Genomic DNA, 26428 nt, shown 5'->3' with positions numbered 1-26428 from the left:
AATTGCTTTCATCTACATCATAATGGGAGGCTTAATGGCATATGTGAACTATTGGCCAATACCAACATTCATACTCCTCGGAACAACTGCAATATTCGGATTACTAGCTAAACCAGAAGGAAAAAGCAGCATGTAACATTGCCTGGCAGCGCATATTTGTCATAGCTTTGCTAGTTATTGTATGGTTCTCGCCCAACTTGCGCTCGTTTCCAAAACGAGTGCATTGACTAAAATTGATAGGCATTTAGGCGCACCAAATGAAACCCACTTTATTCATCGGATCACTATCTTGCACTACTCATATAGTCATCTGATGAATTGCGGCACTTTTGATCTCAAATGATCAGTTTTTATAAACTTAAAGAAGGCTTAAACTTAAGGGTAAAATGTGCCCCCCCTTCGTTTTCTATTTTTAGCAAGCCATCAAGTTGCTCTGTTAATACGTTCACCAAACGCATTCCCATATTTTGACTCTCGGTGAAATTTAAAGGTAAACCTTTACCAGAATCAGACACTTGAAGTACATATTCCTTATCTTCCATTCTCAAACTAATATCCAGCTCACCATCACCATTGGTACTAAAGGCATATTTCAAAGCATTGGAGATAAGCTCATTAAGGATCAGTCCAACAGGAATGGCTGTATCAATATCCATGTCAATATCTTCCACATTGATCTTCTGCTTTACAACCCCTGAAGGTTTATAAGTGTTAAAAAGAAAACCACTTAACTCTTCAATATAGTCCTTCATCTTCACATTGGTAAGCTGATCAGAACTGTACAATTTCTCATGTATCAATGACATAGATTTTATCCTGCTCCTACCTTCATCTACTGCACTTTTTGCTAAAGAGTCCTCTAACTTCCTTGACTGCATACTGAGAATACTACTAATAATTTGCAGGTTGTTTTTGACCCTATGATGTATCTCTTTCAGCAAAGTTTCACGTTCCTTATTCTTTTCTTCAATTTTTACTTTTGCCTTTCTCAAATTAAGATATAAGTATAAGCTTAATAGTAGAATAGAAGTCAAAACTATTCCGGCAACCAGGTATAACTGATTAGTCTTTGTCAGTGCCTGCACATTGGCTTCGGCTATAGCTTTTTGAGTTTCTATGCCTACAACATTTCTACGTACTTGCTCCTCTTTAAGCATAACTTGTGCATCTGCGCTATACACACTATCATTAAATTCTGTATAGAATTTATAATTTTTTAGAGCCTGGTCGTATTTATTGGCAGCCGCATATACATCGCTTAAACTTAAATACAACTCACGGATATAAGCTATATTACTTTGTGTATAAGCTTTCTCCAATGCCCTTAGTCCATATTCCTCAGCCTTCTCAAAATCCTTATTGGCCGTATAGGCTTTTACCAAACTGGTCTCAGATTCTAACACACCCAGTTCTAGTTTGTCCTTCTCATAAATACCCAATGCCTTTATGAAGTGCCCAATAGCGTCTTGTGTATTATTAGATTCCAAAGCAATTTCTCCCAAGGTTTGATGATAAAGACCATTATTTTCTGTACTGCGAAGTGCGGGAACGAACAACTCCACTTCTTGCATGACTTCTTTTGATTCAGCTAGATTTCCCTTTCTCAATTCAAGACGACTATTGAGCAGAAGTTGCTCTGATAGAAATACCGAGTCAGCAGTAGCTCTAAAGTAAGTCATGGAGTTTTTTAAATAATCCTGAGCTGTTTCATAATCCTTCATATTCATCATTACTTTGGCCAAATAATAATTAGAGCGCGCTAAATGATAAGTAAAATCTGTATTTTCCAGCAACATTCTACTTTGTTGAAAATTCTCTAGTGCCTTTTCATAATAACCACGTTGCTCGTAATGCATTCCAAATCTTTCATATTGCCATGAAATTATTCTAGTTCTTTTGGATTCAATGGCCAATTGTAATGCCTCAGCCATATATTGCCTTGCTTCCTCTGGTGCACCAAATCGCAATTTCGATTCAGACAAACCGGTAAGAGCATATTGAATAACGTTGTTTAAATCTGCATACAGTGCGCTAACCCTTCCTATTTTTGGGTCTATATAAGGGTCGGCTTTTAATTTCCTTAACATATCTATGGACTCCAGCATATACCTGAACCCTTCTTCTGGTTCACCGAGCCGTGTAAGAATAACACCATAGCTTCTTTTTGCATTTGCAATAGTTCTGGGGTCAACAGTTTCATCCATAAATGGAAAAATTTCCTCTAAAGTCTCTTTTGATTTTTGGTAGTCACCTTTCATCGAACGGTAACGCTGAGCCAGTTGATCTCCTGCAAAAACCAAGGCATCATTGCACTTGTATTCACGAGCTATTTTCATAGCCTCCTTACAAGCCGCTATGCTCATCTCACTGTCATTGGTAATATTATTGCCAATGATGTTCTCCATTATCAGCCCATAAGCCCGGGCTTCAGGAATGTTTTGCTCTTCTGCATTTTTGTAAATAATAGCTATCTGTTTCTCGCCATTTATCTTATCACCTGGGCCACCAATATATAAACGGGCCAGACCTACCGCCATGTCTACCTGATCCCATCCCGGCTTAGCAGTTTTTGCTACTTGCTCCAGGCTATCAATAAGTGACTGGCAATAACTGGTGGTGATATTTGCGCCTATTAGAATAAATAGAAGCACGAACACGCGTAGGGTTTTAATAAGAAGATACATGGGCATAGAGGTTAAAATAAAGTCAATGTATCTAAATGTAACTTTATTTTAATAACAATATCTATGAGAATTAGCAAAATGTAACAATCAGAATATTAAACACTTAGATACCTTTCTGTGCTTAGTGTTGAGATAAACTCTTGTATCCCAGCTATTTCAGGTTTGCCATCTGATATCATTATCCAAGAACCTACCATCCCTTTCATAATTGGATTGAAAATCATAGAATCAGGGCTTAGGAGCTGCAAATTAAAAAGAGCAATATTTGGAATGACCTACTTAAATGTGGCGCGATGCAATCGCACGACAGTAGAGAAGATCACGATACTAGGCGCACTTTACGATTTTGCAGGCAACAATTGGTCAGTAAGCACACCAACTAATTGATCATTTTAATGAATTACAATCGAAAGTATCATTAACCAATTCATCCATTTCCCCACTTTTGCTGAACGATACTTCTGTAATATCAACAGCAATATAACTTGATTTGCCAGTGCCGGTTGTCTGTTTTACACCAAAGTCTAAATACAACGTTTTAGGATCTGGTTGAATGGCAGGAATTGTAAATGTGCCGCTAATGCCTGTGAAACCGATACTTTGGTTCGATCCACCAAATCTTAGAAATTCCGGTGTTTGGAAGCCGTTATAGGTTATATTATTCGCTATTGCTCTCACACCAAAAGTGCCAATACTCAGTGCGGCTAAAATATCATTTGGAGAGTAGTTATAAGCGTACCAAGAGGTAAGTTGCATGTCAAAATTATTAGGGCCAGTCGTCTCGCTATCAAAATTTTCAAAGTAAACATAAATGCCTAAATGACCTGGTGTGTGATAATCCGTTTGGCGTTGTATAAGTCTAATATCATGATCTGTTTTTGGGTTCTGTACGCGAAGTTGCAGCACACCGTCAACCACCTCTGCCGTAGCACCTTCATGCAATAGTTCAACTTCCCAAATGCCAACACACATAATGGTTGGGTCGTCTGAACCACAGGCCAAAATGAAGGGTGCAAAAAGGAAAATTATTAATCTTTTCATAGCTTATTTTCGGTAAATGGTTACGTCAGATGATGCACTATTGGTAAAGGCCCCCAAGTGATAGCTCACTCTCGGATAAATAATGAGATTGCCTATGGCGGCACCATTACCTATACTTGTGCTTGGGGCAAAGGGCTCAAAAGGTTCATGTGGCCTTGGTTCATATACCTCAACGGTATTGCCATCATAAGTCATCGTTTTGGTGTTATAGCTGCCATAAACAATTCCATTCATCTCTACCGGATTGACACCAAAACCATTACCCACTTTAAAATCATAATTGTTCTTTATCCATTGGTCTGTGGCAATGTCATAGTAATACTCACCTACATAAATGCGGTTGTTATATGGGAAGATATAGTTTGAATCCTCGTGTGTTTCCGGATAACTGGCCTTTTCAGTCCATGCTTTTGTAGTGGGGTCAAACTCCCATATTCGATTTTGATCGCCTAATCCGAAGTATCCTTTGCCGCCAACGGCTGTTCCCAATATGCTGTAAAAGTATCTATCTGCACCCACACTATTTAATATAAGATACTCGGTTACATTAACAGGAAACTCACCAATGGAAGTCCAGGTATTGGCCGTTGGATCATATTCATACACCAAGGAATTCGAACCAATGATATAGCCCTTGCCATTAAGTGAAAAGCCAGCAAAGGCCGTAAATGCCAAACTAGAAACATTGGCCCGTTCCATCCAGGTAAAATCCAGCGTATCTAATTTATACCATGAATTGGTATTGCCAAAGCCACTATAAATAACATTGTTGATATTGAGGGTAATGGTGTTGACACTGGCCTCGGCAGGAAAATCAGGACCTTGAGCCCAGATATTCTTACTTAAAACTTTGATTTGCTTGCAGGCATTATTGGTTGTTTTACCGTTGCCAGTAAATTGACCGCAAAGTGTGCCACTGGTATAGTATTTCGCAATGAATCTGCCATTATCGTTTTGTTCAACAACTTCATAATCTCCTGTATATTCCCAATGGGTACCAATATCATTTGGTCCGCATGAGCCTAATGAATAATAGAGCTCTACTGATTTTGGTGCTTTATATAGTGCCACCGGTACAAACTGGAAATTGCCATTGCCATCATATTGTGTGCTCAACGATTCATTGGTAATAGGCAATGCGGTCAATTCACAGTCATCCTCTTCATCACCTCCAAGTGAACAGGATTGTAGTGCAAATAAACCAGTAAGAATGAGGGTAGATAGAAGGTAAGCTATTTTCATTTTTGATAATTAAAAGGGATTACAGTTTTCGAAACCACGCTGCGATAGAAATTTACCATTGGTGAGTACGGTCTGTCCGCCTGAGTTGGGATTTTCGGTGATCATACTAAAAGTACCAGAAGCACAATAGTTACCATCTTTGATGGGTTCGTAAGAAAGAATAATCATTTCACCACTTACTAAATCTTCTATTCCATAAAAATCACCGCTTGAGGGTATATACCTTATTTAACTCCAAACCAGACACTGGCACATCGAACTTAGCTGACAGCGATATTGCTCCAGGTGTTCCGAAAGTTCCCAATTGTAATACAAAGTTGGCTTTAGGGGTATTGGCCTCATAATAGAAGGCTGTCGCATCTGGGAAACAGATTTCCTCACCATCTCTTTCTACCTGGCCCCATTCACCATCAGCACAAGGATCAACTTCAAGGGATTCATCCTTTTCACAGGAATTTAAAATTAGCAGGCCAAAAATGAGGCTAAGTAATATAGACTTGGTCATGAGTTTTTATGTGATTTTCAGTGGGTTGGATTAACAACCTGTTAGATTTTAAGGTCAACAAAGGTGAAAATTGCATACCCCATCACTGGGGTAGCATCTACCCAACGAATAGGTGACTGACTGGTAATTTTTCCAGAGATTAACTCATTTTCCTTATCGATACTGGTTATTTCAAGTGTGGCTGGTGAGAAAAATGTGGCATTGCCTGTTCTGGCGTCAGCCTCGTAGGTGCCACCAACTTCAAAAATACCGTTAACGTCAAATACGCTTATGTTATTCTCATAGCTCACTTCATAGTTATAGAAGGTGACATAGAAATCCTGATTTAATTTGAAGTCGAGAGATTCAAGATCTTCACCTGAAGGTGTTTTATTTGAGGTATAAGTACCTACAGCGTAAACACACTTCAGGTCCCTTTCTTCAGCATCAAGTATGGCATTTTTGCCCTGATCAAAGGTATTACATTCAATTTGTGCCGCTGGATCTTCGTCTTTGCCACAGCTGGTGAAAATTGAAAAAGTCGCAATTATTAGAATGGATAAGATGAAAGTGTTTTTCATGAGTTAAAAGTGTTTGGTAAAATTGATAAACATGTATAAGGCTAATATTGACAGCACTTTTAGCATGCGATTATTAAATATAAAGGCCGAGAAAGCTTCCCTGGCTGTTCAGAATTATCCGTTGAGATTTACTATAAATTGATCGAACAGGTGACTTAAGTATTCATTTAAGACTTGTTGTGTTTTTGATTGGAATGCTTCGAGATCAGCTTTTACCTGATGCGAAACCCCTAGTTCCCTTTTAATGGTGTAAACAATACCTGAATAAGAAGTTGCCGAGCTTCTGTCACGTATAATAAACTCTTTAAATTTCCCTTCTTCCACTACACTCGGAATTTCGATTTTACCCTTTGAACTAAAAGCCATCTCAGCTTTGGTCTTGCCACAAGCACTGGCTTCAGTACTTGAGGCTAACTCCCGATAGTTAATAGCAAACTGATTTAAATATATCTTTTTAGGGGCTTCCGACAGCTTTTTTTCACCATAACTGGCATCTCGCAGATTTTTCTCAGTTACAATTTGACCATTCGCAAGTGAATATGTCAATAGTGCGAGCATTATCAAAGATTGCTTCATAATTCTGATAATTTTAGGCACAAATAACTCTGTTGTAAAACCTTGTTTCAATAGGGTTGATTAGGTATTTTGGTATACCTAGTGGCAGGTATGTTTTATTTCAACTGATGGTTTTTAAAATTCTCGCACCTCTTTTAATTTGTCTTACCTTCCTTGCAGCACAAAGCAGTAGAAGGGGCAAAATGGCAGTTGTCCAAACTGAGCAAGCTGGTGCAAATCGGGAGGTTCATTTGGTTGATAGTATTCTGACCAATTTCTATGCCTTATACAGTGCCAATTTTGATAATGCCATTCGACTTATGGAAGTTGCACAACAACTTAGCCTCAAAAATGGATGGCAAGAGAAAGAAGCAAATGCATTAATGTATTTTGGCATTGCACATAGTTTAAGAGGCAACTACGAAAAGGCACTGAAATCCTATTTTTCTGCTTCAGAAATATTTCAAAAGATCAGCGATTTTAATGGCATAGCCAGGTTATATAATGAAATATCAGTGATATACCGTCATCAGGGCCACATGCAACGAGCCTATGCTGCCCTGGATAAGGCGGAAGCGGCCGCTCTAGCTGCTAACAATCTTGAACAATTAGGCACGAATTATGGCATGCGTGGCAATATACTTTCCAAAAAGGGAGACATTGATTCCGCGCAGGTTTATTTTCAAAAAGTGATGGACATCCGGGTTGAGCTCAGCGACTCTGTGGGCTTAGGCTATGTTTTATTGGATTTTGCCAATTACCATTTTGCTAAAGGTAATCTTGAAATGTCAGACCTGTATATTAAACAATCTACAGATATAAGGGTGAAATTGGATGATATTCAAGGGGTGGCAGAAAACGAACATTTAATTGGAAAAAACTTTTTCTCACTCCAGCAATATTCTACTGCCATTGACCATTTTTTAAAATCTAATGAGCTTGCTAACAGGGCAGGTTATCCTTGGTTGATTCGTCAAAACTATGACTGGTTACAGCTTTGTTATGCAAAACTGAAAAATTATGAAGCTGCATATTTCAATGAATTAAAATATAGAGAATTTAATGATAGCTTATTTAATATCAATAAGACAACTGCTATAGAAGAGCTTCAAACCAAGTATGAAACCGAAAAGAAAGACCAACAGATTACTTTATTGGATCAGGAAAACAAACTACAGCAAGCCACCAACCAGCGAAATAGGAGTATTATTACAACCCTGTTTATAGGAGTATTATTACTGATACTGGTTTTTTATCTCTGGAGAGTGCGCATAAGCATACGGCAACAGGAAGTGTTGAATGAACAAAAAATGAGATTGCGCGAAGCTCAGATTCATGCGGTAATAAATAGTGAGGAAAAGGAACGCAAACGCTTCGCCTCAGACCTTCATGATAGCATGGGGCAATTGGTAAGTGCACTTACCATGAATATACAAGGACTGAAAGATGCAAGCAACGACAAAATGGTACGCAGTGAGATTGTAGATAACTCTACAACCTTACTCAATGATATACAACATGAAATACGAAATATAGCCTTCAATTTGATGCCTCTGGTCTTGTCTAATGAAGGATTAATACCAGCACTGCAAGAGCTGTCGGCACGTATAAATAAGTCCAATCGGGTAAAAGCAGATGTTCAATCCTTTGGTTTGAAAGAGCGATTTAATGAGGTCTTTGAAATATCGCTTTATCGAATATTACAGGAATGGATTTCAAATGTATTAAAATATGCTGCCGCTACTGAGATTTTGATCCAGTTTACCGAACACGATAACGAAGTGATCATTACTGTTGAAGATAATGGCGAGGGTTTTGAATTACAATCATTTGAGCATGGCAAGGGCAATGGTTGGCGAAATATCAATACCCGTTTAAATCTGATTCATGGTACTATGGATATTGATTCGCAAAAAGGGCGAAAAAACACGACACTAACACTTACTATTGATAAAATTCAGGCCTATAAACCCGTGCCGGTCGCACTTAATACCTAGCTGTAGGTATTGAAGCAGACAGAATACGCTCCTTACTTTGTATAAAAAGATAGTATGCGTTTATTTAACAGTATTGTTGGAAAAAGGACTATGGATAAATATCGGATACTATTAATAGATGATCATAAAATATTATTGGAGGGCGCACAACGACTTCTTGGTGGGCTGGAATTATATATGGTGTCAGGAACTGCGAGTAGCGGAAAAGAGGCTATTTCACTTCTCAAATCTCAAGATTATGACATCCTGGTAACTGATTATGAGCTTCCAGATTTTACAGGTCTCGAAATTATGAGAGTAGCACGTTCTGTAAATCCTGATATTAAGGTGATCGTGCTTAGCATGCATGATGATCCATCAGTAGTGAAAGAGCTGCTTAAAGAAAATATTGATGGCTTTGTTTTAAAGAATGATGCACACTCTTCCTTATTGCAGGCACTGGATAAAGTGACTTCAGGCAAAAAATTCTTTAGTGATGATATTTCTGAGATACTGGTAAGACAAATCAACTCTCCTTCGGAGAAAAGCGACCTATCACCCAGAGAAACAGAGATCATTAAACTTATAGCCAGAGATTTTTCCACAAAGCAAATAGCAGAAGTCCTATTCATTAGCGAAAAAACAGTAGAAACTCACCGTAAAAATATCCTGAGAAAAACAGACTGTTCGAGTGTTGTCGGTTTGGTAAACTACGCTCATGCACATGGACTTACATAAGTGTTACTTGAAAGTCATCTCAAACCCTCTTCTCAAAACATACACTATTTTCTACACCAACATATTGACCATAGTTGGGAATTTTCTTATAGCCTCTTCTTTCATATAAAGCCAGTGCCTCTACCTGCTTTAGTCCGGTTTCTAACACACAGGAAGTATAACCCAGCATACGGGCCCACTCCTCCAGCTCAGCCAATATTTTAGAGGCAATACCACTACCACGGTGTTCTGGAAAAACAAACATCCTCTTCACTTCAACGGCTTCCTTTGAAAACTCCTTAATAGCACCGCACCCCACAGGCTGGTCATTCCTGTAAGCTACCACAGCATATTTAATGGTATCAATACTGTTAAACTGATGGTAAAAGGCATGATCATCACCATCCTTCTCGGCCAGGTCTGCGTCCAAATGGCTGACCAAATTGATGAAGTCAGTATTTTTTGAGTCAGTTCTTATTAATTTCATGATCTATAAAATTTTCAAAAGAGATTCCGGACAAATTTGACCTTTTTAAAAGATAAGGTAAAATTTTCCGGAATGACGATATTCGTTTTAGTCAAAAACGGCCACGGCCCTTACAGGTGAGCCTGTACCTCCCCTTATCTTCAAGGGCAACCCAATAAACCTGAATCTTCCCCTACCAATTAACTCATGAAGGTTAATCAGGTTTTCATAATGGGTAAAACCCATCTCGCCACAAATTCTATGAACATCTTTATTGGACACACCTGAAACACCCGGAGCCATTGTCTCTACACCAAAGGCCGGGATTCCCTGCTCCCCTAACCATATGGTAGCTTCTGCACTTAAACCAGGGCCTTTAATCCAATGTTCTGTATTGAAATGCCTTCTGTAATGATCAGTATAAATCAATACTGTATCACCTTTCTTGATTTCCAGTTGATGCTTATCACGGGCATTAACCAGGTCATTAATTTCTATGAGTTCTTGAGGTTGCTTTTCAGAAAGATCGAGACAAATGCCCTCTGTATAGAACATACTTAGTGGCATGGTGTCTATTGACTTGTCCTTATGCTCAGCACCCATGTGGTTGATAGCGTCTACATGGCTACCCGTATGCTCACCCATTTCAAGTTTGTTCACACTTGGCGTAAGCGTTTCAGGATTTTCTATACCGCTCCACTGTTCATGCGAAGCATGTATAGTGATATTTACTTCAGGCAAACCTTTATACACCGGCATGCCGGTGTATATCTCCTGACTTAAATCTATAATCTCAGGCATTCAAAATAAGCTCTATTCAATCTCTAATACCAAATCATCCTGGCTCACCATATCACCTGCCTTCAGGTGTATTTGTGTTACCTTGCCAGATCTTGACGAAGTGATGGTTGATTCCATTTTCATAGCTTCTATAGAGAACAATGGCTGATTTTCTTTTACCTTATCTCCTATTTTCACCATAACCTCAGCAATTCTACCCTGCAGTGGTGCCCCTACATGGTTTGGCCCGCTCACTTTTACATTTGCAGAAACCGATGTTTTAGCAGACTTATCTTTAACCTGGATCACCCTCGCTTGTCCATTCATTTCAAAATAGACATTGCACATTCCGCTTTCATCCGGTGCAGATTTGTAAAGCTTTTTGATAATAATGGCTTTACCTTTCCCAATCTCAACAAATATCTCTTCATTGTTTTTCAAGCCATAGAGGAAGGCTGTTGTTGGTAGTCGCCATACCTCTCCGTACTCCTGCCAATACTGATAAAACTCTGTAAATACCTTAGGATAAAGCTTATAAGATAAGAAATCCAGTTCATCGCAGTACTCGTCAAACTGCTTATGGAAAGCTGCATATTCCTTTGTGAAGTTTATTGGCTCCAGGTGAGCATTAGGCCGATCAGTAAATGGCTTTTCACCTTTAAGGATTATTTTAGCTACATCTGCAGGGAACCCTCCATAAGGTTGACCAAGTTCACCTTTAAACAAACTCACCACTGATTCAGGAAATGAAAGTGACTCACCACGCTCCATTATATCCTGAGTAGTCAGGTTGTTTGAAGTCATAAACAAGGCCATGTCACCTACCACTTTAGATGAAGGTGTTACTTTGACTATGTCTCCAAAAAGTTTATTAACAGCTGCATAGTTCTCCTTAATCTTCTCAAACTTATCTTCCAGGCCAAGGCCTCTGGCCTGAGGTCTTAAATTAGAATACTGTCCGCCAGGAATTTCGTGATCATAAACTTCTGCAGTACCAGCTTTAAGACCTGACTCAAATGGATAGTACCACTCACGAACGGTTTCCCAGTAATTGGAATATTTGTTCAGTGATTTAAGATCAATTTCATTCTCCCTTTCATGGCCTTGAAGGTTGGCAACGAAGGAATTGAAATTAGGCTGTGATGTTAAGCCTGACATAGAACTCAATGCTACATCTACAACATCTACTCCAGCATTTACCGCCTCCATGTAGGTTAAGCTTTGGATACCCGCAGTATCATGAGTATGCAAATGAATTGGAATATCAATGGCCTGTTTAAGTTCAGTGATCAACAGCTTGGCACTTGATGGTTTTAGCAACCCGGCCATATCTTTGATGGCCAAAATATGTGCCCCTTCATCCTCAAGCTGTCTTGCCAGATCAAGGTAATATTGAAGATTATATTTGGCATCCTTTCGCTTGATATCACCAGTATAGCAGATACAAGCCTCGGCAAGTGCTTCGGTTCTTTCCCTCACTGTTTTGATACTTACCTTCATGGCTTCCACCCAATTGAGTGAATCGAATATCCTAAAGATATCAATACCTGTCTCCCATGATTTGACAATAAATTTCTCAATCAAATTATCTGGATAGGCCTTGTAACCGACACCGTTAGATCCACGAAGTAGCATTTGCAACAGTACATTTGGCATTGCCGACCTGAACATTCTTAACCTGTCCCAGGGATTTTCATGCAAGAAACGCATGCACACATCAAATGTGGCTCCACCCCAAACTTCCATACTAAAAATGTTAGGGTGCTGCTTTGAAAAACCTTCTGCCACTTTAAGCATGTCTATAGTTCTTACACGCGTAGCCAATAATGACTGGTGGGCATCCCTAAATGTTGTATCTGTATATTGAATGGCCTTCTCCTGTTTCAGCCATTGCACAAAATTATCCCTCCCCATTTCATTGAGCCGGTCTTTTGTGCCTTTAGGGTGTTTAGACAGCTTATCATAAATCGGGACTTTAGCAGGACGAAGCACCTGGCTTTCATCCACTCTTTTCACCATTGGATTACCATTAACAGCAATCTCGGCAACGTAATTCAGCAGCTTGGTGCCTCTGTTAAACCTGCGAGGCATTTTGAAAAGCTCAGGATGATCAGCAATAAAGTTAACCGTGGCCTCACCTTTATAAAAAGTTGGTGTAGTAATTACATTTTCAAGAAAGGCGATATTCGTTTCCACACCTCTGATCCTAAACTCACTCAACGCTCTTGATAATCTTTCAGATGCGCCTTTGAGCGTACGTCCCCATGACGAAACTTTTACCAAGAGCGAGTCAAAAAATGGGGAAATGGTAACACCTGCATAACAGTTGCCGGCATCTAACCTTATACCAAACCCACTGGCACTTCTATATGCGATGATGGTTCCATAGTCCGGTTTGAAGTTATCAACTGGGTTTTCTGTTGTAACCCGGCATTGGATCGCATAGCCATTACACTTTACATCTTCCTGGCTCTTTATAAATATCCTTGGATCGGGCAGGTCATGTCCTTTGGCTATTAATATTTGTGACCGAACAATATCTATTCCTGTAATCTCCTCTGTAATAGTATGCTCCACCTGCACTCGAGGGTTTACCTCAATGAAGTATATATTCTCCTCTTTGTCCACCAAAAACTCCACAGTACCCACATTGTTGTAGTTCACAGACCTGGTTATTGCCAAAGCGTATTTATAAAGTTTATCCTTGGTCTCTTGCGATATAGTTACACAAGGGGCGATCTCAACTACCTTCTGGAACCTCCTCTGCACAGAGCAGTCCCTCTCAAACAAGTGTACCAGATTGCCATAATTATCACCCATGATCTGCACTTCTATGTGCTTTGGGTTGTCTATGTACTTCTCAATAAAGACTGTATCATCACCAAAAGCGTTACCTGCTTCCTTCCTTGCTTCTTCAAAACCCTTAACTAATTCCTCATCATCTCTTATTACCCGCATTCCTCTACCACCACCACCGGCAGCAGCCTTTAGCATCACTGGGTAACCTATTCTTTTAGCTTCCTTAAGCGCTATTTTATCATCAGTCAGCTCTTCTTCACTATCCTGAATGATGGGCACCTTCGCTTCTATTGCCACCAATTTTGCGGCTACTTTGTCGCCCAATTTTTCCATCACCTCCGGCTCCGGACCAACAAATATTATCCCTTCTTCCTTGCACCTTCTGGCAAACTTTACATTCTCGGACAAAAAGCCATAGCCGGGATGAATGGCATCCACATCATTTCGTTTTGCTACGGCAATGATTTCCTCAATATCTAAGTATGGTTTTAAAGGGTCATCATCGGCACCGATTTGATAGGCCTCATCAGCTTTGTACCTATGCAGAGAGTAGCGGTCTTCATAAGTATAAATGGCCACTGTGCGAATTTTTAATTCTGATCCTGCACGGAGAATTCTGATGGCTATCTCGCCTCTGTTGGCAACCAATAGCTTTTTGATTTCTTTTAATTTTATTGACATCGAAAAAGTAAAATGTTAGAAGATTGGTGAAAAGTTAAGTCATAACTTTGGTTTACCAAAAAAGGATTATCACCGATTGTCATTATTCTTTATATTTAAGCCGATAAATTGAAGAAAATGAAGTTAAGTACTAAAATATTGCTCGGTTTGCTCCCTGTTTTGTTAGCAGCGCAGTTATTCCAAATTGATAAGAACAGTCCTACTTATAACCTCGACAATGACATGCTGGCGCAAGTAACTGCCCCTGCTGAGGTCAAAGATATTTTAAAGCAGGCTTGTTATGATTGCCATTCATATGAAACCAAATATCCATGGTATACTAACATCGCTCCATTCTCATGGTGGATAGATGAACATATTCAGGACGGACGTAGACATTTAAATTTTTCTGAGTGGGGAAATTATGATCTTAAAAAGAAAAAACACAAACTGGAAGAGTTGATTCATGAAGTTGAGGAAGGTGAAATGCCATTGAATAGCTACACCTGGGCGCATAGTGAAGCCAACCTTTCAAAGGAACAAATTGAGGCACTGATAAGCTGGACAAAGGCAACTATGGAGGGATTATAATGGATAGTGAAGAAGGAAAAATAAACATACCAAAGGAATTTTATTCATTTTCGACAGGTACGCCTTTTGAAAGGTGCATTGAATGCGACAAAAATCTGCTGGAAGGTGAACAGGAATATTTTATTGAAAAAGCGATTAAACAATATGAGGGTTTTAGCGCTCATGATGTGATTTTTGAATATGCCATTTGCCTTGGTTGTGCTGAGAGAATGCGCAAATCAATGTCAGTAGAATCAATGAAAAGTATTGAACTTTACTTCTCTCAAAACCTTGACTTTGGAAGACGTATGAAGCTTATTCAGGATAATATTGACAACCCTATTGCCTGGATGGATGAATGTTTATTAAAAGGAACACAAAAGAATACAATAAATGAGTATCAAATTTATGCGCATTGCAAAGGTAGTCACCTTGACACCTCACAAATGCCATATATGGTCAGTGGGACAGCTTTAGAAGAAATATCTTCCCTTTTATCAAATGAAACTCTGGATGAGCTTGATGGTTTCTCTAAAAAGCATTTTGGTCCACCACCAGGACTTGAAAATCCAACACCCGTTAGAAGAGTAGTGTTGATTTAATCTAATGCTTTGATATCCCCGTTGCCACTAACCTGGGTAGTAATGTTCTTGATAACCTTGTCCAGTTCTGTTGTTGAAGTGTAAAGATGTGTAACAATATCCAAATCCTTCTTTGGGAGCTCTGAATGCTTTAGAAGTTCAATAAGCCCTAAAATATTGGCTACTGGCGCTCTTAGTTCATGGGCATGAAAAAAAGCATAATCAGATAATATCTTGTTTTGCTCTCTTAGTTGCTCTGTTCGCTGCCTGATTTTCTCTTCAAGATTCTGATTAGAGCTTTCGAGATTATCATTCATCTGTTGAAGTTTAACAGATTGCTTTTGAAGTTCATCTGCCTGTCTGGCAATCTGCTCACTCTTCGATTGCAATGACTTGTTGGCCTGCTTTTGAACTGTCCGCTGATTATAGAACGCATTGGCCAGTGCTATGGTTAATATCAAAAGCATGATTACGGCAATAATCATTGTGTTCTTTTGCTTCACATCAGCCTGTTTTGCTTCATTGTCCTTTTGTAAAATTTCAGTTTCGTACTCAGTCTGGATTCTTGCCAGCTGCGCAGATTTATCCAAATTAAAAACACTGTCTTTAAGCTGAGCATGTTTCTTATAGTGGAAATATGCCTTGGCATAGTCCCCATTTAGAGAATCTACCTCGGATAGGTATTTCAAAACATTAATCTTCACATCACTTGCACTTGCACTTTCTGCACTTTTAAGACCTCTTTTGAAATACAACTTCGATGAATCAAGTTGATTTAAAGCCATATATGTACGGCCAAGGTTCGTATATACATAAGACAACCCTCGCACATCTTCACTTTTCAGTCTGGCATCAACGGCTAATTCAAAATAAGTAATTGCTCTTGAATAATTATTCTGCTTGAAGTGTATCAGGCCTAATCCATCATATGCATAAGCAAGAACGCGCTGATCGTTGAGCTTTTTGGCACCTTCAATGGCAATTTTGTAATTTTCCTCCGCACTTTCATACTGTCCCATCAAGGTATATAATTCTCCCAAATTGCTATTTGATAAAGGTGACCCACCTACTCCATACAATTTCTCTTTTAATGATAGCGCATGCTTAAGATAGTCTAAGGAATTCTGATATTCGCCCAGTTTTTTATAGACTTCGCCAATATTGTTAAGGCAATCCGACCTACCCTTCAAGTCATCCAGTTTTTGGTATTCTTTAAGTGCGTCTAAATAATGAGAGAGGGCCTGTTCATAATTGCCAAACCCCCAATAAACACCTCCCATAACTGCAAGTGAGCGGGCAGTCCCTTTTAAGAAATTTATCTCCTTTGCCGCATTGTAGGCAATAAGCACATCATCTTTAGCTGCTATAGGATTTATATTTATATTATTGAAAGCAATTTCGTTCAACAGCATAACACGTAAAGAATCGTTATCTGTTGAATTAAGCGTTAGAATCAAACTGTCTAACTGAACGCGCTGTGCTTTTGCTGATGAAAAGAGAGCGACAGTCAATACAAATACCAATTTCAACCTTGACATAGCAACAAAGATACTAAATTGATTCACTCTTATATTAGCATATAAGTTTTTGAAAAAGAATAATTTACAAAAATAAAAAGGAGCTGAAAGCCCCTTCTATTATTTTTAATTACTCATTGCCTGTAGTATGTCATGATGTGTAATAATGTGCACCTGATGGGCAGCATCCCTAACTAACAGGGCTCGATTATTCTTATTGATTAAAGAAGATAACACATCCAAAGTATTGTCCATGGCAACAAATGGCATTGGAGAATCCATTATCTCTTCAACATTCTTAGACTTCAAATCCGGATCATCCATTAATTGCTCAAGAAGTCTTGAAGTACTTACGCTACCAACAAAATTATTCTCTTTAACCACAGGAATCTGATCAATACCTTCTTTGGTTAGCATCTTGATTGCTTCTCCTACTTTAGTAGCATGATCTACGACAAAAAGTTTATCTGATCCATTTCTTCTGTTAACAATATCCTGAGCGGTTTCAAACTCTCTTGCCTCAATAAAACCATGATCTTTCATCCAGTTATCATTGTAAAGCTTGGCGAGATACCTGGTTCCATGGTCAGGTAGGATAATCACCATTGTGTCATCTTCCGTCATATTTTCTTTAGCCCACTCAAGTGCTCCAAAAACAGCAGAACCACATGACCAGCCAACGAACATTCCCTCTTCACGTGCGAGCCTTCTTGTCATCACTGCACCATCCTTATCTGTCACCTTCACAAAAGTATCGATGAGGCTGAAATCAACATTTTTAGGAAGAATATCTTCGCCAATACCCTCAGTCATATAAGGGTAAATTTCATTCTCATCAAACTCACCCGTTTCCTTATATTTCTGAAATACCGAGCCATAAGTATCAATACCCACTGATTTGATACCAGCGTTTTGTTCTTTAAGGTATTTAGCCGTTCCACACATAGAACCTCCTGTACCAACACCCGCGGCCAATATGGTTATTTTACCTTCCGTCTGATCCCAGATTTCAGGACCCGTTGACTCATAATGAGCTTCGGCATTACCTGTGTTATCATACTGGTTTGGATAAAAAGAGTTAGGAATCTCTTTATTCAATTTCTTAGCTACTGAATAGTATGACCTGGGATCATCAGGAGTTACATTGGTAGGACATACATAAACCTCAGCACCCATTGCTCTAAGGATATCCATTTTCTCCTGCGACTGCTTGTCTGATAATGTAAAAATACATTTGTAACCTTTGGCAATAGCTACGAGAGCAAGCCCCATACCTGTGTTACCAGATGTACCTTCAATAATGGTTCCGCCTGGCTTTAGAAGGCCATCCCTTTCAGCATTTTCAATCATTTTAAGTGCCATTCTATCTTTCATAGAATTACCAGGGTTGAAATATTCAACTTTGGCGAGCACAGTGCCTTTGATCCCTTTGGCTACGCTATTAAGCTTAACTAAAGGTGTATTACCTATGGCTTCGATTATTGAATTGTAGTACATAACTTTTGGTAGGTGTTTTTTTTGCAAAATTAAGGATAATGCCCTGCTTATAACAGGAGTAAGATTAATAATGTCATAAAAAAAGGGATAGCTGTCGCTATCCCTTCATTTTTACAATCAGATAATATTTATTATTCCTCTGATTTATCTGCTTTTTTAGCAGCCGCTTTTTTAGCTGGCTTCTTAGCATCACCTTCCATTTTGTCTTTCAATGCGCTAAGTGCTTCAAGATCACCTAAAGTAGATTTTTCAGCTTCTTTTGCTTTAGGGGCAGCAGCTTTAGCTTTCTTCTTGGCAGGTGCTGGTGCAGGTTGCTCTTCAGAAGAGTACATTGCTTTATGCGATAATGCAATTCTCTTATCATCTTTAGAGAATTCCAACACTTTGAATTCCAATGTCTCACCAGCAGCAGCCTTAGTTCCATCTTCTTTCTCTAAGTTTCTCGCAGAGCAGAATCCTTCGATTCCGTAAGGAAGCTCCAAAGTAGCTCCTTTATCAGTCATGCCAAGTACAGAACATTTATGAACAGATCCTGGAGTAAATACTGTTTCGAAAGTATCCCAAGGATTTTCTTCTAAATGCTTGTGACTTAATGCCAATCTTCTGTTGTCAACATCAAGTTCAAGAACCATTACTTCAAGCTCTTCTCCAACTTTAACAAACTCTGAAGGATGCTTGATTTTCTTAGTCCAAGAAAGGTCAGAAACGTGTACTAAACCATCAATACCTTCTTCAAGCTCGATGAACAGACCGAAGTTAGTAAGGTTTCTTACAATTCCTTTATGAGTTGTACCAACTGCATACTTAGTCAATACGTTTTGCTTAGTCCATGGATCTTCAGTTAACTGCTTGATTCCAAGAGACATTTTTCTTTCTTCTCTATCTAATGTCAATACAACCGCTTCCAGCTCATCACCAATATTGATGAAGTCCTGAGGGTTTCTCAAGTGCTGAGACCATGACATTTCAGAAACGTGGATAAGACCTTCAACACCTGGTTGCAATTCTAAGAATGCACCGTAGTCAGCCACGTTAACAATTTTACCCTTTACTTTAGATCCAACATCTAGATCCTTAGCCAGTGAATCCCAAGGGTGCTCAGTCAACTGCTTCATACCCAATGAAATTCTCTTCTTATCCTCATCAAAATCAAGAACAACAATCTTAACTGTTTCGTCAAGATTAAGAACTTCTTCAGGGTGATTGATTCTGCCCCAAGAGATATCAGTAATGTGAAGAAGACCATCAACACCACCAAGGTCGATGAACACACCGAAGTTAGTCATGTTCTTAATAGTACCTTCAAGTACCTGACCTTTTTCAAGGTTGTTAAGAATTTCAGCTTTTTGTTTTTCAAGGTCTTTCTCGATCAATACTTTGTGAGAAACAACCACGTTATCGTTAGTATAGTTGATCTTAACAACTTTAACTTCCATTGCCTTACCAACGAATACATCAAAGTCCCTGATCGGCTTCACGTCAATTTGAGAACCAGGTAAGAAAGCCTCCACACCGTAGATATCCACGATAAGACCACCTTTAGTTCTTCTTTTAACAAAACCTTCAATAACTGAATCATTGTCAAGAGCGCCTTGGATGTTATCCCAAGCCTGAACGATTTTAGCCTTTCTTCTGGAAAGAACTAACTGACCGTTAGCATTCTCTTGCTCTTCAATAAATATTTCTACCTGATCTCCAACTTTAAGATCTGGAGTATCTCTAAACTCAGTAGCAGATACCAAACCATCAGATTTGAAACCGATGTTCAAGATTACGTCTCTTGCGTTAATACCAACAACTGTGGCTTTCACTACTTGCTTCTCCTCTATTGTAGTCAAAGTATCCTCATAAACAGTAGCCATTTCTTCGCGCTGTTTTTTAGAGTATCCTTCACCAAAACCTTTGGTTTCGAATGCTTCCCAGTCAAAAGCTTCTGGCTCAACAAATGCTGGCTTTTCTATTGGAGCTTTCTTCTCAACTTTAGGAACTTCAGCTACAGGAGCTTCTTTGGTTTCTTCTACTTTTGGAGTTTCTACTTCAGCTTCAGCTACAGGAGCTTCTTCTTTTGCAGTTTTAGTAGCTTTTGATTTTTCTTCTTTCTCTACTGCATCAGCTTTTTTTGTTGTAGTCTTTTTAGCTGTTGTTTTTTTTGCAGCAGGCTTTGTTGTTTTAGCAGTTTCGTCTTTTACTTCTTCTGCTTTAGCTTTTTCTTTCGCCATGATATAAAATGTCGCTCTTCTATTACATGCTTCCCTAGAGCGATGGAGAAGCAAATTTGTTTTTGTTTTTCAATCTGGAATTTCACCCAAAAAGACCCATTCACCTAAACGGGAGCGCAAATTTAGTGTTTTTTATTAAAAAAATAAACTAAAGCGTTAAATATGAAGAATTGAAAACCTTATATTTTAAAATCCTCGGATGAATCAATTCAGTTTTAAGGTTATGAAGCTGCCCTAATAAAATTTTGCAATTCCATATTGGCTTGTGGCCCATAGCTGTCTATAAGCGTGCCTTTGTTACCATCTTCTGTTTTTAGAGCATACAAAATAGAGGAGTCTGATGGGTTAGTTTCTCCTTCAAAACGAAACTCGTCAACAACTTCCACCTCGCTAACTTTGTAAGGCTTACTGTGCCCTACACGCTTTAAAGAATGATTGCTAAATTCAAAATCATCTTTAAAACCTTCTTTCTTTAGTTTATCCAGTACTTCTACAACGGTATGTAAATCGTGTTTTGACATACCTATAAAATAAGAAATGTAGCCCAGAAAGTCAAAATAATAAGATTTGTTGTGTTTGCTCTACTTTAAATTCAAGTAGGGAATATCTTTCCTATGAACCCATAACGCAATAGCTGAACAAACAAAAACAATCAGAGCCAGTATGAAAAGATAGCCTCCATCACCTTGCACTTCTATACCAAGAATGGTGAGATGAAAGAAAATGGCTCCGGAAATAACACCAAGCGACATTAAAGCACCCAGCCATGCAGTGCGCGGCACCAGAATTAATATGGAAGCTATTAGTTCAGCAATACCTGAGCCTATTCTGCCCCAGGGCTCCATACCTACTGTGGTAAAAATATAAATACTTTCTTCTGCGCCTGTAAATTTAAAATAGAGCGTCTGCAAAAGAATAATGGCCGCGATAACTCTCGCGGCCATTGATATTACTTTTTGTGTCGATGTCATGATGTAGAGGTAAAACCTCTCACAAGTTACTGAATATCCTCAAACTTCAAAGTTCCTATAGCATACTGAAGAAGTATATCTTGGAACAGCAACGTAAATTTAGCCTGGGCAAAAGTGGCTTGGGCATTTATAAAATTTCTTGAAGCTTGTGTATAGGTGACCAAATCAGAGGCACCCAACCCAAACCTTTCGGACTCCAATTCGAAAGACAACTGAGCTGCCTCCAACTGTGCCTTACTAGCCTCATAATTCAATGAGGCATCACGGTAACTGTTATGCGCATTAATGACATTAGATTTAACAACTAAGCGTGTACTTTCAGTATCAAGTTTAGCATTCTCATAAGCTATGCGGGATCTAACTGTTTGATTTCTTGAATTGAAGCCATTCAAAATCGGAATACTTAATGAAAGTCCATAAGTTTTCTGGATGTTATCACTTCTAAACTGCTGGTCAAAAGATCTATACAAACTATCTCTTCTAACTCCAACAATCTGATTATAAGCGGATCCATACTGAAAAAATGCTGATAACGTTGGTTGATAATTACCTTGATTTGATTTAAACTGATATTTAGATACCATTTCCAGTTTCTCAGTTTGTAACAAGTCACTTCTGTTTTCAGCTGCTAATGAATATAATTCATCTAATTCATAGCTTGCCAACTCTAAACCATTCACCTCAAAATCAGGATCCTGAATTGAAAAGTTTGACGAAGGATCAATCTGCAAAATAGTTGCTAAAGCCGTTTTGTCATTTCTAAGAGTAATTTCCGCTCTCAACTTGGCCAGCTCTGCATTTTTAACAAGGTAGTCCTGATTTACCTGATCAACCTTTGCAAGTGCTCCTTCCTCCACTTGAGAAGTAATTTGATCATACTGCCTCCTTTGAACCTCAAGATTTTGCTCGCTAATTTTTACAAATTCAACATCCAGTAAACATAACAAATACTGGCTTGCCACATTTCTAATTACATCTTGCTTAGACCTTTTAATTTGATGCATTCTTGCATCTACTTGAGCATCAGTTTGCTTAACAGAATTAAACTGATTTAAACCATTATAAAGTGTCATGTTGGCGTTTAACGTGCCGCTGACAAAGTCCAACTGTCCGTTAATAACACGACCTTCATTCTGATTAAATGAATTACCATCTCTTCTACCTAAATTCCCACTAATACTTACATTAGGAGCCATATTAGCTATACTTGAAACTTTGGATGATTGATCAGCTTCCAAATTATTTTGAGTTTGCTTCAAATTGATGTTATTTTCTAAAGCAATCTTGACTGCTTCAGAAAAAGTAAGTGTCCTTTCTGCTTCCTGAGCAAAAACAGAAAAAGACAAACAAATAAGTGAGAAAATAGAGGTTACTCTAAGCATTATTTTGAGTTAAAATTTTTAATTTTTTATTGATTCCTTCTTGGTATCAGATTCAACAGCACCATCTACCAACCGTATGGTTCTGCTGCCATATTCTGCATTCTTTTCTGAATGTGTAACCTGAATTATGGTCATACCCTCCTGATTGAGCTTCTTGAAAATCTCCATGATCTCCTCACCTTGCTCTGAATGCAAATTGCCAGTAGGTTCATCCGCCAATAATAATTTTGGTTGTCCTATAATAGCCCTGGCAACACCTACCAACTGCTGCTGACCACCAGACAACTGCTCTGGAAAAAGATCCTTTTTGGCCACCATCTGGAACCTGTCCAATATTTCGGCTACCATACTTTTACGTTGTGCACCCTTTACACCTTTATATAACAATGGCGTTTCGATGTTTTCATAAACTGTAAGTTCGTCTATAAGGTGATAGGCCTGAAAAATAAAGCCTATATGATGCTTGTGCATTTCGGATTTCTTACGCTCCTTCATTTTATGCACAGGTTCATCGAAGAAATAATATTCACCTTTGGAAGGCTCATCTAACATACCTATGATATTCATGATGGAAGATTTTCCTGCACCACTGGGTCCCATGATAGTTACAAATTCTCCTTGCTTTACTTCCAGATCAATTCCTTTCAGAATGAATGTTCTTTGAAATCTGGAATCAACGTACTTGTCAACATTAACGAGTTTGATCATGCGTTTTCTTTTATAGTTTAACTGCTTGCCAATAAATATGCCAACCTTATGAATGTGGCATACAACCTTAATTAACCATAAATCTAAACAATAATTACTTGCTTTTTGTCCGTTTTTGGAATCAAGTGTCTGTTATCGGACGGTTTTTGATCAATATTGAAATGATCTATTTCAATATTAAATATGAGCGTAAATTGAATTGCTTTTTACCTGAATTAAATCCTTGGAAGACAATATCGAGAATTGCTAACTTCGTAAAAAAAGGAAAGTTGAAGGGCAAAAAATTTAATATCATTTTAAGTGGACTAGGTATTTTTCTGATACTCGGTTTTGCATCACAATATTACCTTTCTCCATCACCTGAAATGACAATAGCACAGGCACCCGTGCTCAATAAAAAGATAACCAATCCTTACATTGATAGCCTGCTGATTGAATATAATGATGAACTGCAACATGAATTTGAAAAATCTAATATACCCGGTGCCGCAGTTGGCATTGTCATCAATGGGCAAGTAGAATATATCAAGCCTTTAGGGGTAAAGGCCATTGATACCAATGACAGCATCAATCTGGAGACTACCTTCAGGTTGGCTTCAGTATCTAAAGGATTTTCATCCATACTGATGGGCATTATCAAAGAAGAGCAATGCCTGAGCTGGTTCGACCCCATTAGTAACTACCTGACCAATTTTAAAACTACCCCTTCTGAATGGACTGATTCAATAAGCATTGTCCACATATTATCCCATACCAGCGGCTACCCTTATCAGGCATATAGCAACCTGGTGGAAGAAGGTTTCCATAGAGACTCGCTGATTAAGGAACTGAATAATGTGAGTCTATCGCGAGACCCCGGAGATATACACAGCTATCAGAATGTGGCCTTTTCGATGGTTGAACCAGTTTTGGAGCGCATAACGCAATCGAGCTTTAAGGATTTAATGCAAAACAGGATTTTTGAACCACTTGAAATGCAGCGAGCATCTATTAGCCTGGGGACTATGCTAATGGATGATAATAAGGCGCTGCCGCATCTCCCCAGAGGGAAATCTTTTCGCACGATACCTATATCAAGTGCCTACTATAATGTAGCCTCTGCTGGTGGCATTAACGCCAGCATAACTGATATGACCAAGTGGATGCAAGCCATTACCGGGCATATGGAGAGTGTGATTCCTCAAATAGTGCTGGACAGTGTCTTTAGCCCTATAATACCGACCCATGTGCGCAGTAGCTATTTCAGCAGCTTTGCCCGCCCCAGACTCGGCTATTACGGACTTGGCTGGCGTGTGGTCAACTACCCTACCGACACACTGATATACCATGGTGGGTATGCCAATGGTTATAAAAGCGATATAGCACTTAACCAATCAAAGGATATTGCTATTTGTGTACTGACCAACGCCCCTGGTAATTTCAGCCCAAAAATGACCATCGCCTTCTTTAAGCTTTACAATAAGTACCAGGACAGGATAATGAACTGGAAAGGACCCGAGGTTGTTCAGTAATAGTAAGAACTTGTTCAATTAGTGAAAAAGATACAATGCAAATATCAATTATTGTTGATATTCGGTTGTTACCAGCAATCCCTTTTCGATCTACTAAACCATGAACAAGCCAACAACACCTATTGAAAAATACCTGTCGCATTTGGATAACATTTTCCAAACTGAACCAGAATTCTTCGGAGGTGACAAGAAAAACGAACAATCTGGTGTAACCAGTATTGTATACTCCGAACTGCCTGAATCTGGAATGATAACGGGCTTAACCTATGGACTTTCGCTAGTTGAACATCCGGACTGGAAAATGGGACGACCTGAACTTCTTATTTCAGTTGAGTCAACTGACAAGTCATGGGCACAGGCAGCTGGATTTATTGCGAACAACTTCGTGGAGATTGCCCTTTTTCTTACAGCAACACTATCAATTTTGGTAAACCTATTTCCGATGAATCAGAGATGGACGCCTTTCTAGTTTTTGCACCTTCAATCCTTGACAAAGAGTTCTACCTAAACATTGACATTGGATTAGACTATAAGATCAACATTGCAGGACTCTATCCAATCTATTCGACTGAGATGAAACTCGTCAACGAATGGGGACTTGAGAAATTCTGGCATCATCCTGATTTTGACAACTACAACGTTAACAGAAAACAAATAACTGATTAAAAAAAGCTCGTAACATAGAGTAAGAGCGCATTTGAACTTCAACATGCGAAGTCCTTAAATGCTTTGGTGTGGCTTGCCCGCACGTTTTGGGTTCGCATTTCACATCCACTTTCATCTCTTAACTGGTGGACTATTTGTAATGAAGGGGTGTCTTAAGCTGCTTGTATCTCGACTAGGTTCTAAACCCAAATCGTGCTAGTTTTATGCCCTGAATTAAAGTAAAATCACACGCCTTACAGGGGTGTTAGCATTCATTTCATGGAAGAACCTCTCTGGGAACATAACGTCACTTTGAACTGGACTAGCAAACTAAGTCGTAAGGTTTCTATGGTCTTGTTCTTTGGGGCATTTGTGATTTTTGGAATTTGGTACATTGTGGACATTCCTGCTCGATATATGCCTTTTGAATTCTCAATCCCCTACTATTTAGACTTTTTACCGAGATGGCTTTTTAAGCTTTTTGGAATTGGGATGCTATTAGGTTTACTCAGTTTCTTCTTCTTTGACATCAGAAGGAATAAAAGAGGTATTCTTAAAATATATAAAAATTTTGCGGCTATTGAATCTGAAGGTAAACGAGAAGTTATCAGATTTGAAAAACTAAAACGAATCACATTCATTACTAAGTTTATTGCCTTTAGACCTTACAGAGTTGAATTCATTTATCCTAACTTGAGTATTAAGCGCATTAGGATTAACAAAACAAAATTCTATCAAATTATGGAGCAACTTCAAGAAGTAGCTCCAAAGGATTTTGAGATTGATGTTAATTCTTTTGAATCAAATAGCAAAGTTTAAAAAGAGTGATAGCATGGCGTAAG

At 38.7% G+C, this 26428-nt stretch carries 25 protein-coding genes; 8 read left to right on the top strand and 17 right to left on the bottom strand.

Going from position 1 to position 26428, the window contains the following annotated elements; translation table 11 throughout:
* Positions 1 to 350: 350 nt before the first annotated feature.
* The 7 genes from RIB54_RS15255 to RIB54_RS15225 all read right to left on the bottom strand — a co-directional run bounded on the left by RIB54_RS15255 (position 351) and on the right by RIB54_RS15225 (position 6608).
* Positions 351 to 2684, bottom strand: a complete 2334-nt coding sequence (locus RIB54_RS15255; protein ID WP_350101700.1) for a histidine kinase dimerization/phosphoacceptor domain -containing protein — start codon at positions 2682 to 2684, stop codon at positions 351 to 353.
* 387 nt (positions 2685 to 3071) lie between these two features.
* Positions 3072 to 3725, bottom strand: a complete 654-nt coding sequence (locus RIB54_RS15250; RefSeq protein ID WP_350068159.1) for a hypothetical protein — start codon at positions 3723 to 3725, stop codon at positions 3072 to 3074.
* A gap of 3 nt (positions 3726 to 3728) precedes the next feature.
* Positions 3729 to 4967, bottom strand: a complete 1239-nt coding sequence (locus RIB54_RS15245; RefSeq protein WP_350101699.1) for a Kelch repeat-containing protein — start codon at positions 4965 to 4967, stop codon at positions 3729 to 3731.
* 9 nt (positions 4968 to 4976) lie between these two features.
* On the bottom strand, positions 4977 to 5135 hold the full coding sequence (locus RIB54_RS15240) for a hypothetical protein (protein WP_350101698.1): 159 nt from the start codon (positions 5133 to 5135) through the stop codon (positions 4977 to 4979).
* Positions 5136 to 5169: 34 nt separating this feature from the next.
* Complete coding sequence (locus RIB54_RS15235; RefSeq protein ID WP_350101697.1) at positions 5170 to 5472, bottom strand: hypothetical protein; 303 nt, start codon at positions 5470 to 5472, stop codon at positions 5170 to 5172.
* 41 nt (positions 5473 to 5513) lie between these two features.
* Complete coding sequence (locus RIB54_RS15230) at positions 5514 to 6032, bottom strand: hypothetical protein (protein WP_350101696.1); 519 nt, start codon at positions 6030 to 6032, stop codon at positions 5514 to 5516.
* A 114-nt stretch (positions 6033 to 6146) separates the two neighbouring features.
* Entirely contained in the window at positions 6147 to 6608 is a 462-nt protein-coding gene (locus tag RIB54_RS15225; protein ID WP_350101695.1) for a hypothetical protein, read from the bottom strand.
* 182 nt (positions 6609 to 6790) lie between these two features.
* Here RIB54_RS15225 and RIB54_RS15220 point away from each other — a divergent pair, with 182 nt between their 5' ends.
* Both RIB54_RS15220 and RIB54_RS15215 read left to right on the top strand, forming a co-directional pair.
* A complete protein-coding gene (locus tag RIB54_RS15220; RefSeq protein WP_350101694.1) occupies positions 6791 to 8584 on the top strand; it encodes a tetratricopeptide repeat-containing sensor histidine kinase in 1794 nt (597 codons plus the stop codon).
* Positions 8585 to 8638: 54 nt separating this feature from the next.
* The gene (locus tag RIB54_RS15215) at positions 8639 to 9301 is read left to right on the top strand and encodes a response regulator (RefSeq protein ID WP_350101693.1); all 663 of its coding nucleotides are present in this window, start codon (positions 8639 to 8641) and stop codon (positions 9299 to 9301) included.
* A gap of 19 nt (positions 9302 to 9320) precedes the next feature.
* Here RIB54_RS15215 and RIB54_RS15210 read toward each other — a convergent pair whose 3' ends face one another.
* The 3 genes from RIB54_RS15210 to RIB54_RS15200 form a co-directional block, all read right to left on the bottom strand.
* Complete coding sequence (locus RIB54_RS15210; RefSeq protein ID WP_350101692.1) at positions 9321 to 9767, bottom strand: GNAT family N-acetyltransferase; 447 nt, start codon at positions 9765 to 9767, stop codon at positions 9321 to 9323.
* Positions 9768 to 9854: 87 nt separating this feature from the next.
* Positions 9855 to 10547 carry a cyclase family protein gene (locus RIB54_RS15205; RefSeq protein WP_350101690.1) on the bottom strand — a complete coding sequence of 231 codons (693 nt, stop codon included), beginning with the start codon at positions 10545 to 10547 and terminating at the stop codon, positions 9855 to 9857.
* A 12-nt stretch (positions 10548 to 10559) separates the two neighbouring features.
* On the bottom strand, positions 10560 to 14006 hold the full coding sequence (locus RIB54_RS15200) for a pyruvate carboxylase (RefSeq protein WP_350101689.1): 3447 nt from the start codon (positions 14004 to 14006) through the stop codon (positions 10560 to 10562).
* 117 nt (positions 14007 to 14123) lie between these two features.
* Between RIB54_RS15200 and RIB54_RS15195 the strand changes: the two genes are divergently transcribed.
* Together RIB54_RS15195 and RIB54_RS15190 are read left to right on the top strand one after the other, a co-directional pair.
* The gene (locus tag RIB54_RS15195) at positions 14124 to 14576 is read left to right on the top strand and encodes a heme-binding domain-containing protein (RefSeq protein WP_350101688.1); all 453 of its coding nucleotides are present in this window, start codon (positions 14124 to 14126) and stop codon (positions 14574 to 14576) included.
* Entirely contained in the window at positions 14576 to 15157 is a 582-nt protein-coding gene (locus RIB54_RS15190) for a hypothetical protein (RefSeq protein ID WP_350101687.1), read from the top strand. Before RIB54_RS15195 ends, RIB54_RS15190 begins: the two co-directional genes overlap by 1 nt.
* Here the strand turns inward: RIB54_RS15190 and RIB54_RS15185 are convergent.
* From RIB54_RS15185 to RIB54_RS15155, 7 genes are all read right to left on the bottom strand, one after another.
* Positions 15154 to 16674 carry a tetratricopeptide repeat protein gene (locus tag RIB54_RS15185; protein ID WP_350101686.1) on the bottom strand — a complete coding sequence of 507 codons (1521 nt, stop codon included), beginning with the start codon at positions 16672 to 16674 and terminating at the stop codon, positions 15154 to 15156. The genes RIB54_RS15190 and RIB54_RS15185 overlap by 4 nt on opposite strands.
* Before the next feature lie 105 nt (positions 16675 to 16779).
* Entirely contained in the window at positions 16780 to 18150 is a 1371-nt protein-coding gene (locus tag RIB54_RS15180; protein ID WP_350068135.1) for a cystathionine beta-synthase, read from the bottom strand.
* A gap of 131 nt (positions 18151 to 18281) precedes the next feature.
* Complete coding sequence (gene rpsA / locus RIB54_RS15175) at positions 18282 to 20369, bottom strand: 30S ribosomal protein S1 (RefSeq protein ID WP_350101685.1); 2088 nt, start codon at positions 20367 to 20369, stop codon at positions 18282 to 18284.
* A 221-nt stretch (positions 20370 to 20590) separates the two neighbouring features.
* A complete protein-coding gene (locus RIB54_RS15170; RefSeq protein WP_350068131.1) occupies positions 20591 to 20890 on the bottom strand; it encodes a phosphoribosylpyrophosphate synthetase in 300 nt (99 codons plus the stop codon).
* A 60-nt stretch (positions 20891 to 20950) separates the two neighbouring features.
* Complete coding sequence (locus RIB54_RS15165; protein ID WP_350068129.1) at positions 20951 to 21340, bottom strand: DoxX family membrane protein; 390 nt, start codon at positions 21338 to 21340, stop codon at positions 20951 to 20953.
* A gap of 26 nt (positions 21341 to 21366) precedes the next feature.
* The gene (locus tag RIB54_RS15160; RefSeq protein WP_350101684.1) at positions 21367 to 22722 is read right to left on the bottom strand and encodes a TolC family protein; all 1356 of its coding nucleotides are present in this window, start codon (positions 22720 to 22722) and stop codon (positions 21367 to 21369) included.
* A gap of 18 nt (positions 22723 to 22740) precedes the next feature.
* On the bottom strand, positions 22741 to 23430 hold the full coding sequence (locus RIB54_RS15155) for an ABC transporter ATP-binding protein (protein WP_350068125.1): 690 nt from the start codon (positions 23428 to 23430) through the stop codon (positions 22741 to 22743).
* Positions 23431 to 23699: 269 nt separating this feature from the next.
* Here RIB54_RS15155 and RIB54_RS15150 point away from each other — a divergent pair, with 269 nt between their 5' ends.
* From RIB54_RS15150 to RIB54_RS15135, 4 genes are all read left to right on the top strand, one after another.
* Entirely contained in the window at positions 23700 to 24941 is a 1242-nt protein-coding gene (locus RIB54_RS15150; RefSeq protein WP_350101683.1) for a serine hydrolase domain-containing protein, read from the top strand.
* A gap of 100 nt (positions 24942 to 25041) precedes the next feature.
* Positions 25042 to 25410: a hypothetical protein gene (locus RIB54_RS15145; protein WP_350101682.1), complete on the top strand. Its 369-nt coding sequence runs from the start codon at positions 25042 to 25044 to the stop codon at positions 25408 to 25410.
* Complete coding sequence (locus tag RIB54_RS15140; protein ID WP_350101681.1) at positions 25395 to 25607, top strand: hypothetical protein; 213 nt, start codon at positions 25395 to 25397, stop codon at positions 25605 to 25607. The genes RIB54_RS15145 and RIB54_RS15140 overlap by 16 nt, the downstream gene beginning before the upstream one ends.
* Before the next feature lie 258 nt (positions 25608 to 25865).
* Positions 25866 to 26405, top strand: a complete 540-nt coding sequence (locus tag RIB54_RS15135) for a hypothetical protein (RefSeq protein WP_350101680.1) — start codon at positions 25866 to 25868, stop codon at positions 26403 to 26405.
* Positions 26406 to 26428 lie beyond the last annotated feature (23 nt).

This window comes from Fulvivirga sp. (assembly GCF_040218215.1).
GTDB lineage: Bacteria > Bacteroidota > Bacteroidia > Cytophagales > Cyclobacteriaceae > Fulvivirga.
The sequence above is the reverse complement of the archived record's forward strand: the minus strand, read 5'-3'. Positions and strand labels throughout refer to the sequence as shown.

Coding starts and splice junctions, on each gene's coding strand:
- RIB54_RS15255 (WP_350101700.1), bottom strand. CDS start 2,684: ATGTATCTTCTTATTAAAACCCTACGCGTGTTCGTGCTTCTATTTATT.
- RIB54_RS15250 (WP_350068159.1), bottom strand. CDS start 3,725: ATGAAAAGATTAATAATTTTCCTTTTTGCACCCTTCATTTTGGCCTGT.
- RIB54_RS15245 (WP_350101699.1), bottom strand. CDS start 4,967: ATGAAAATAGCTTACCTTCTATCTACCCTCATTCTTACTGGTTTATTT.
- RIB54_RS15240 (WP_350101698.1), bottom strand. CDS start 5,135: ATGATTATTCTTTCTTACGAACCCATCAAAGATGGTAACTATTGTGCT.
- RIB54_RS15235 (WP_350101697.1), bottom strand. CDS start 5,472: ATGACCAAGTCTATATTACTTAGCCTCATTTTTGGCCTGCTAATTTTA.
- RIB54_RS15230 (WP_350101696.1), bottom strand. CDS start 6,032: ATGAAAAACACTTTCATCTTATCCATTCTAATAATTGCGACTTTTTCA.
- RIB54_RS15225 (WP_350101695.1), bottom strand. CDS start 6,608: ATGAAGCAATCTTTGATAATGCTCGCACTATTGACATATTCACTTGCG.
- RIB54_RS15220 (WP_350101694.1), top strand. CDS start 6,791: ATGGCAGTTGTCCAAACTGAGCAAGCTGGTGCAAATCGGGAGGTTCAT.
- RIB54_RS15215 (WP_350101693.1), top strand. CDS start 8,639: ATGCGTTTATTTAACAGTATTGTTGGAAAAAGGACTATGGATAAATAT.
- RIB54_RS15210 (WP_350101692.1), bottom strand. CDS start 9,767: ATGAAATTAATAAGAACTGACTCAAAAAATACTGACTTCATCAATTTG.
- RIB54_RS15205 (WP_350101690.1), bottom strand. CDS start 10,547: ATGCCTGAGATTATAGATTTAAGTCAGGAGATATACACCGGCATGCCG.
- RIB54_RS15200 (WP_350101689.1), bottom strand. CDS start 14,006: ATGTCAATAAAATTAAAAGAAATCAAAAAGCTATTGGTTGCCAACAGA.
- RIB54_RS15195 (WP_350101688.1), top strand. CDS start 14,124: ATGAAGTTAAGTACTAAAATATTGCTCGGTTTGCTCCCTGTTTTGTTA.
- RIB54_RS15190 (WP_350101687.1), top strand. CDS start 14,576: ATGGATAGTGAAGAAGGAAAAATAAACATACCAAAGGAATTTTATTCA.
- RIB54_RS15185 (WP_350101686.1), bottom strand. CDS start 16,674: ATGTCAAGGTTGAAATTGGTATTTGTATTGACTGTCGCTCTCTTTTCA.
- RIB54_RS15180 (WP_350068135.1), bottom strand. CDS start 18,150: ATGTACTACAATTCAATAATCGAAGCCATAGGTAATACACCTTTAGTT.
- rpsA (WP_350101685.1), bottom strand. CDS start 20,369: ATGGCGAAAGAAAAAGCTAAAGCAGAAGAAGTAAAAGACGAAACTGCT.
- RIB54_RS15170 (WP_350068131.1), bottom strand. CDS start 20,890: ATGTCAAAACACGATTTACATACCGTTGTAGAAGTACTGGATAAACTA.
- RIB54_RS15165 (WP_350068129.1), bottom strand. CDS start 21,340: ATGACATCGACACAAAAAGTAATATCAATGGCCGCGAGAGTTATCGCG.
- RIB54_RS15160 (WP_350101684.1), bottom strand. CDS start 22,722: ATGCTTAGAGTAACCTCTATTTTCTCACTTATTTGTTTGTCTTTTTCT.
- RIB54_RS15155 (WP_350068125.1), bottom strand. CDS start 23,430: ATGATCAAACTCGTTAATGTTGACAAGTACGTTGATTCCAGATTTCAA.
- RIB54_RS15145 (WP_350101682.1), top strand. CDS start 25,042: ATGAACAAGCCAACAACACCTATTGAAAAATACCTGTCGCATTTGGAT.
- RIB54_RS15140 (WP_350101681.1), top strand. CDS start 25,395: ATGGACGCCTTTCTAGTTTTTGCACCTTCAATCCTTGACAAAGAGTTC.
- RIB54_RS15135 (WP_350101680.1), top strand. CDS start 25,866: ATGGAAGAACCTCTCTGGGAACATAACGTCACTTTGAACTGGACTAGC.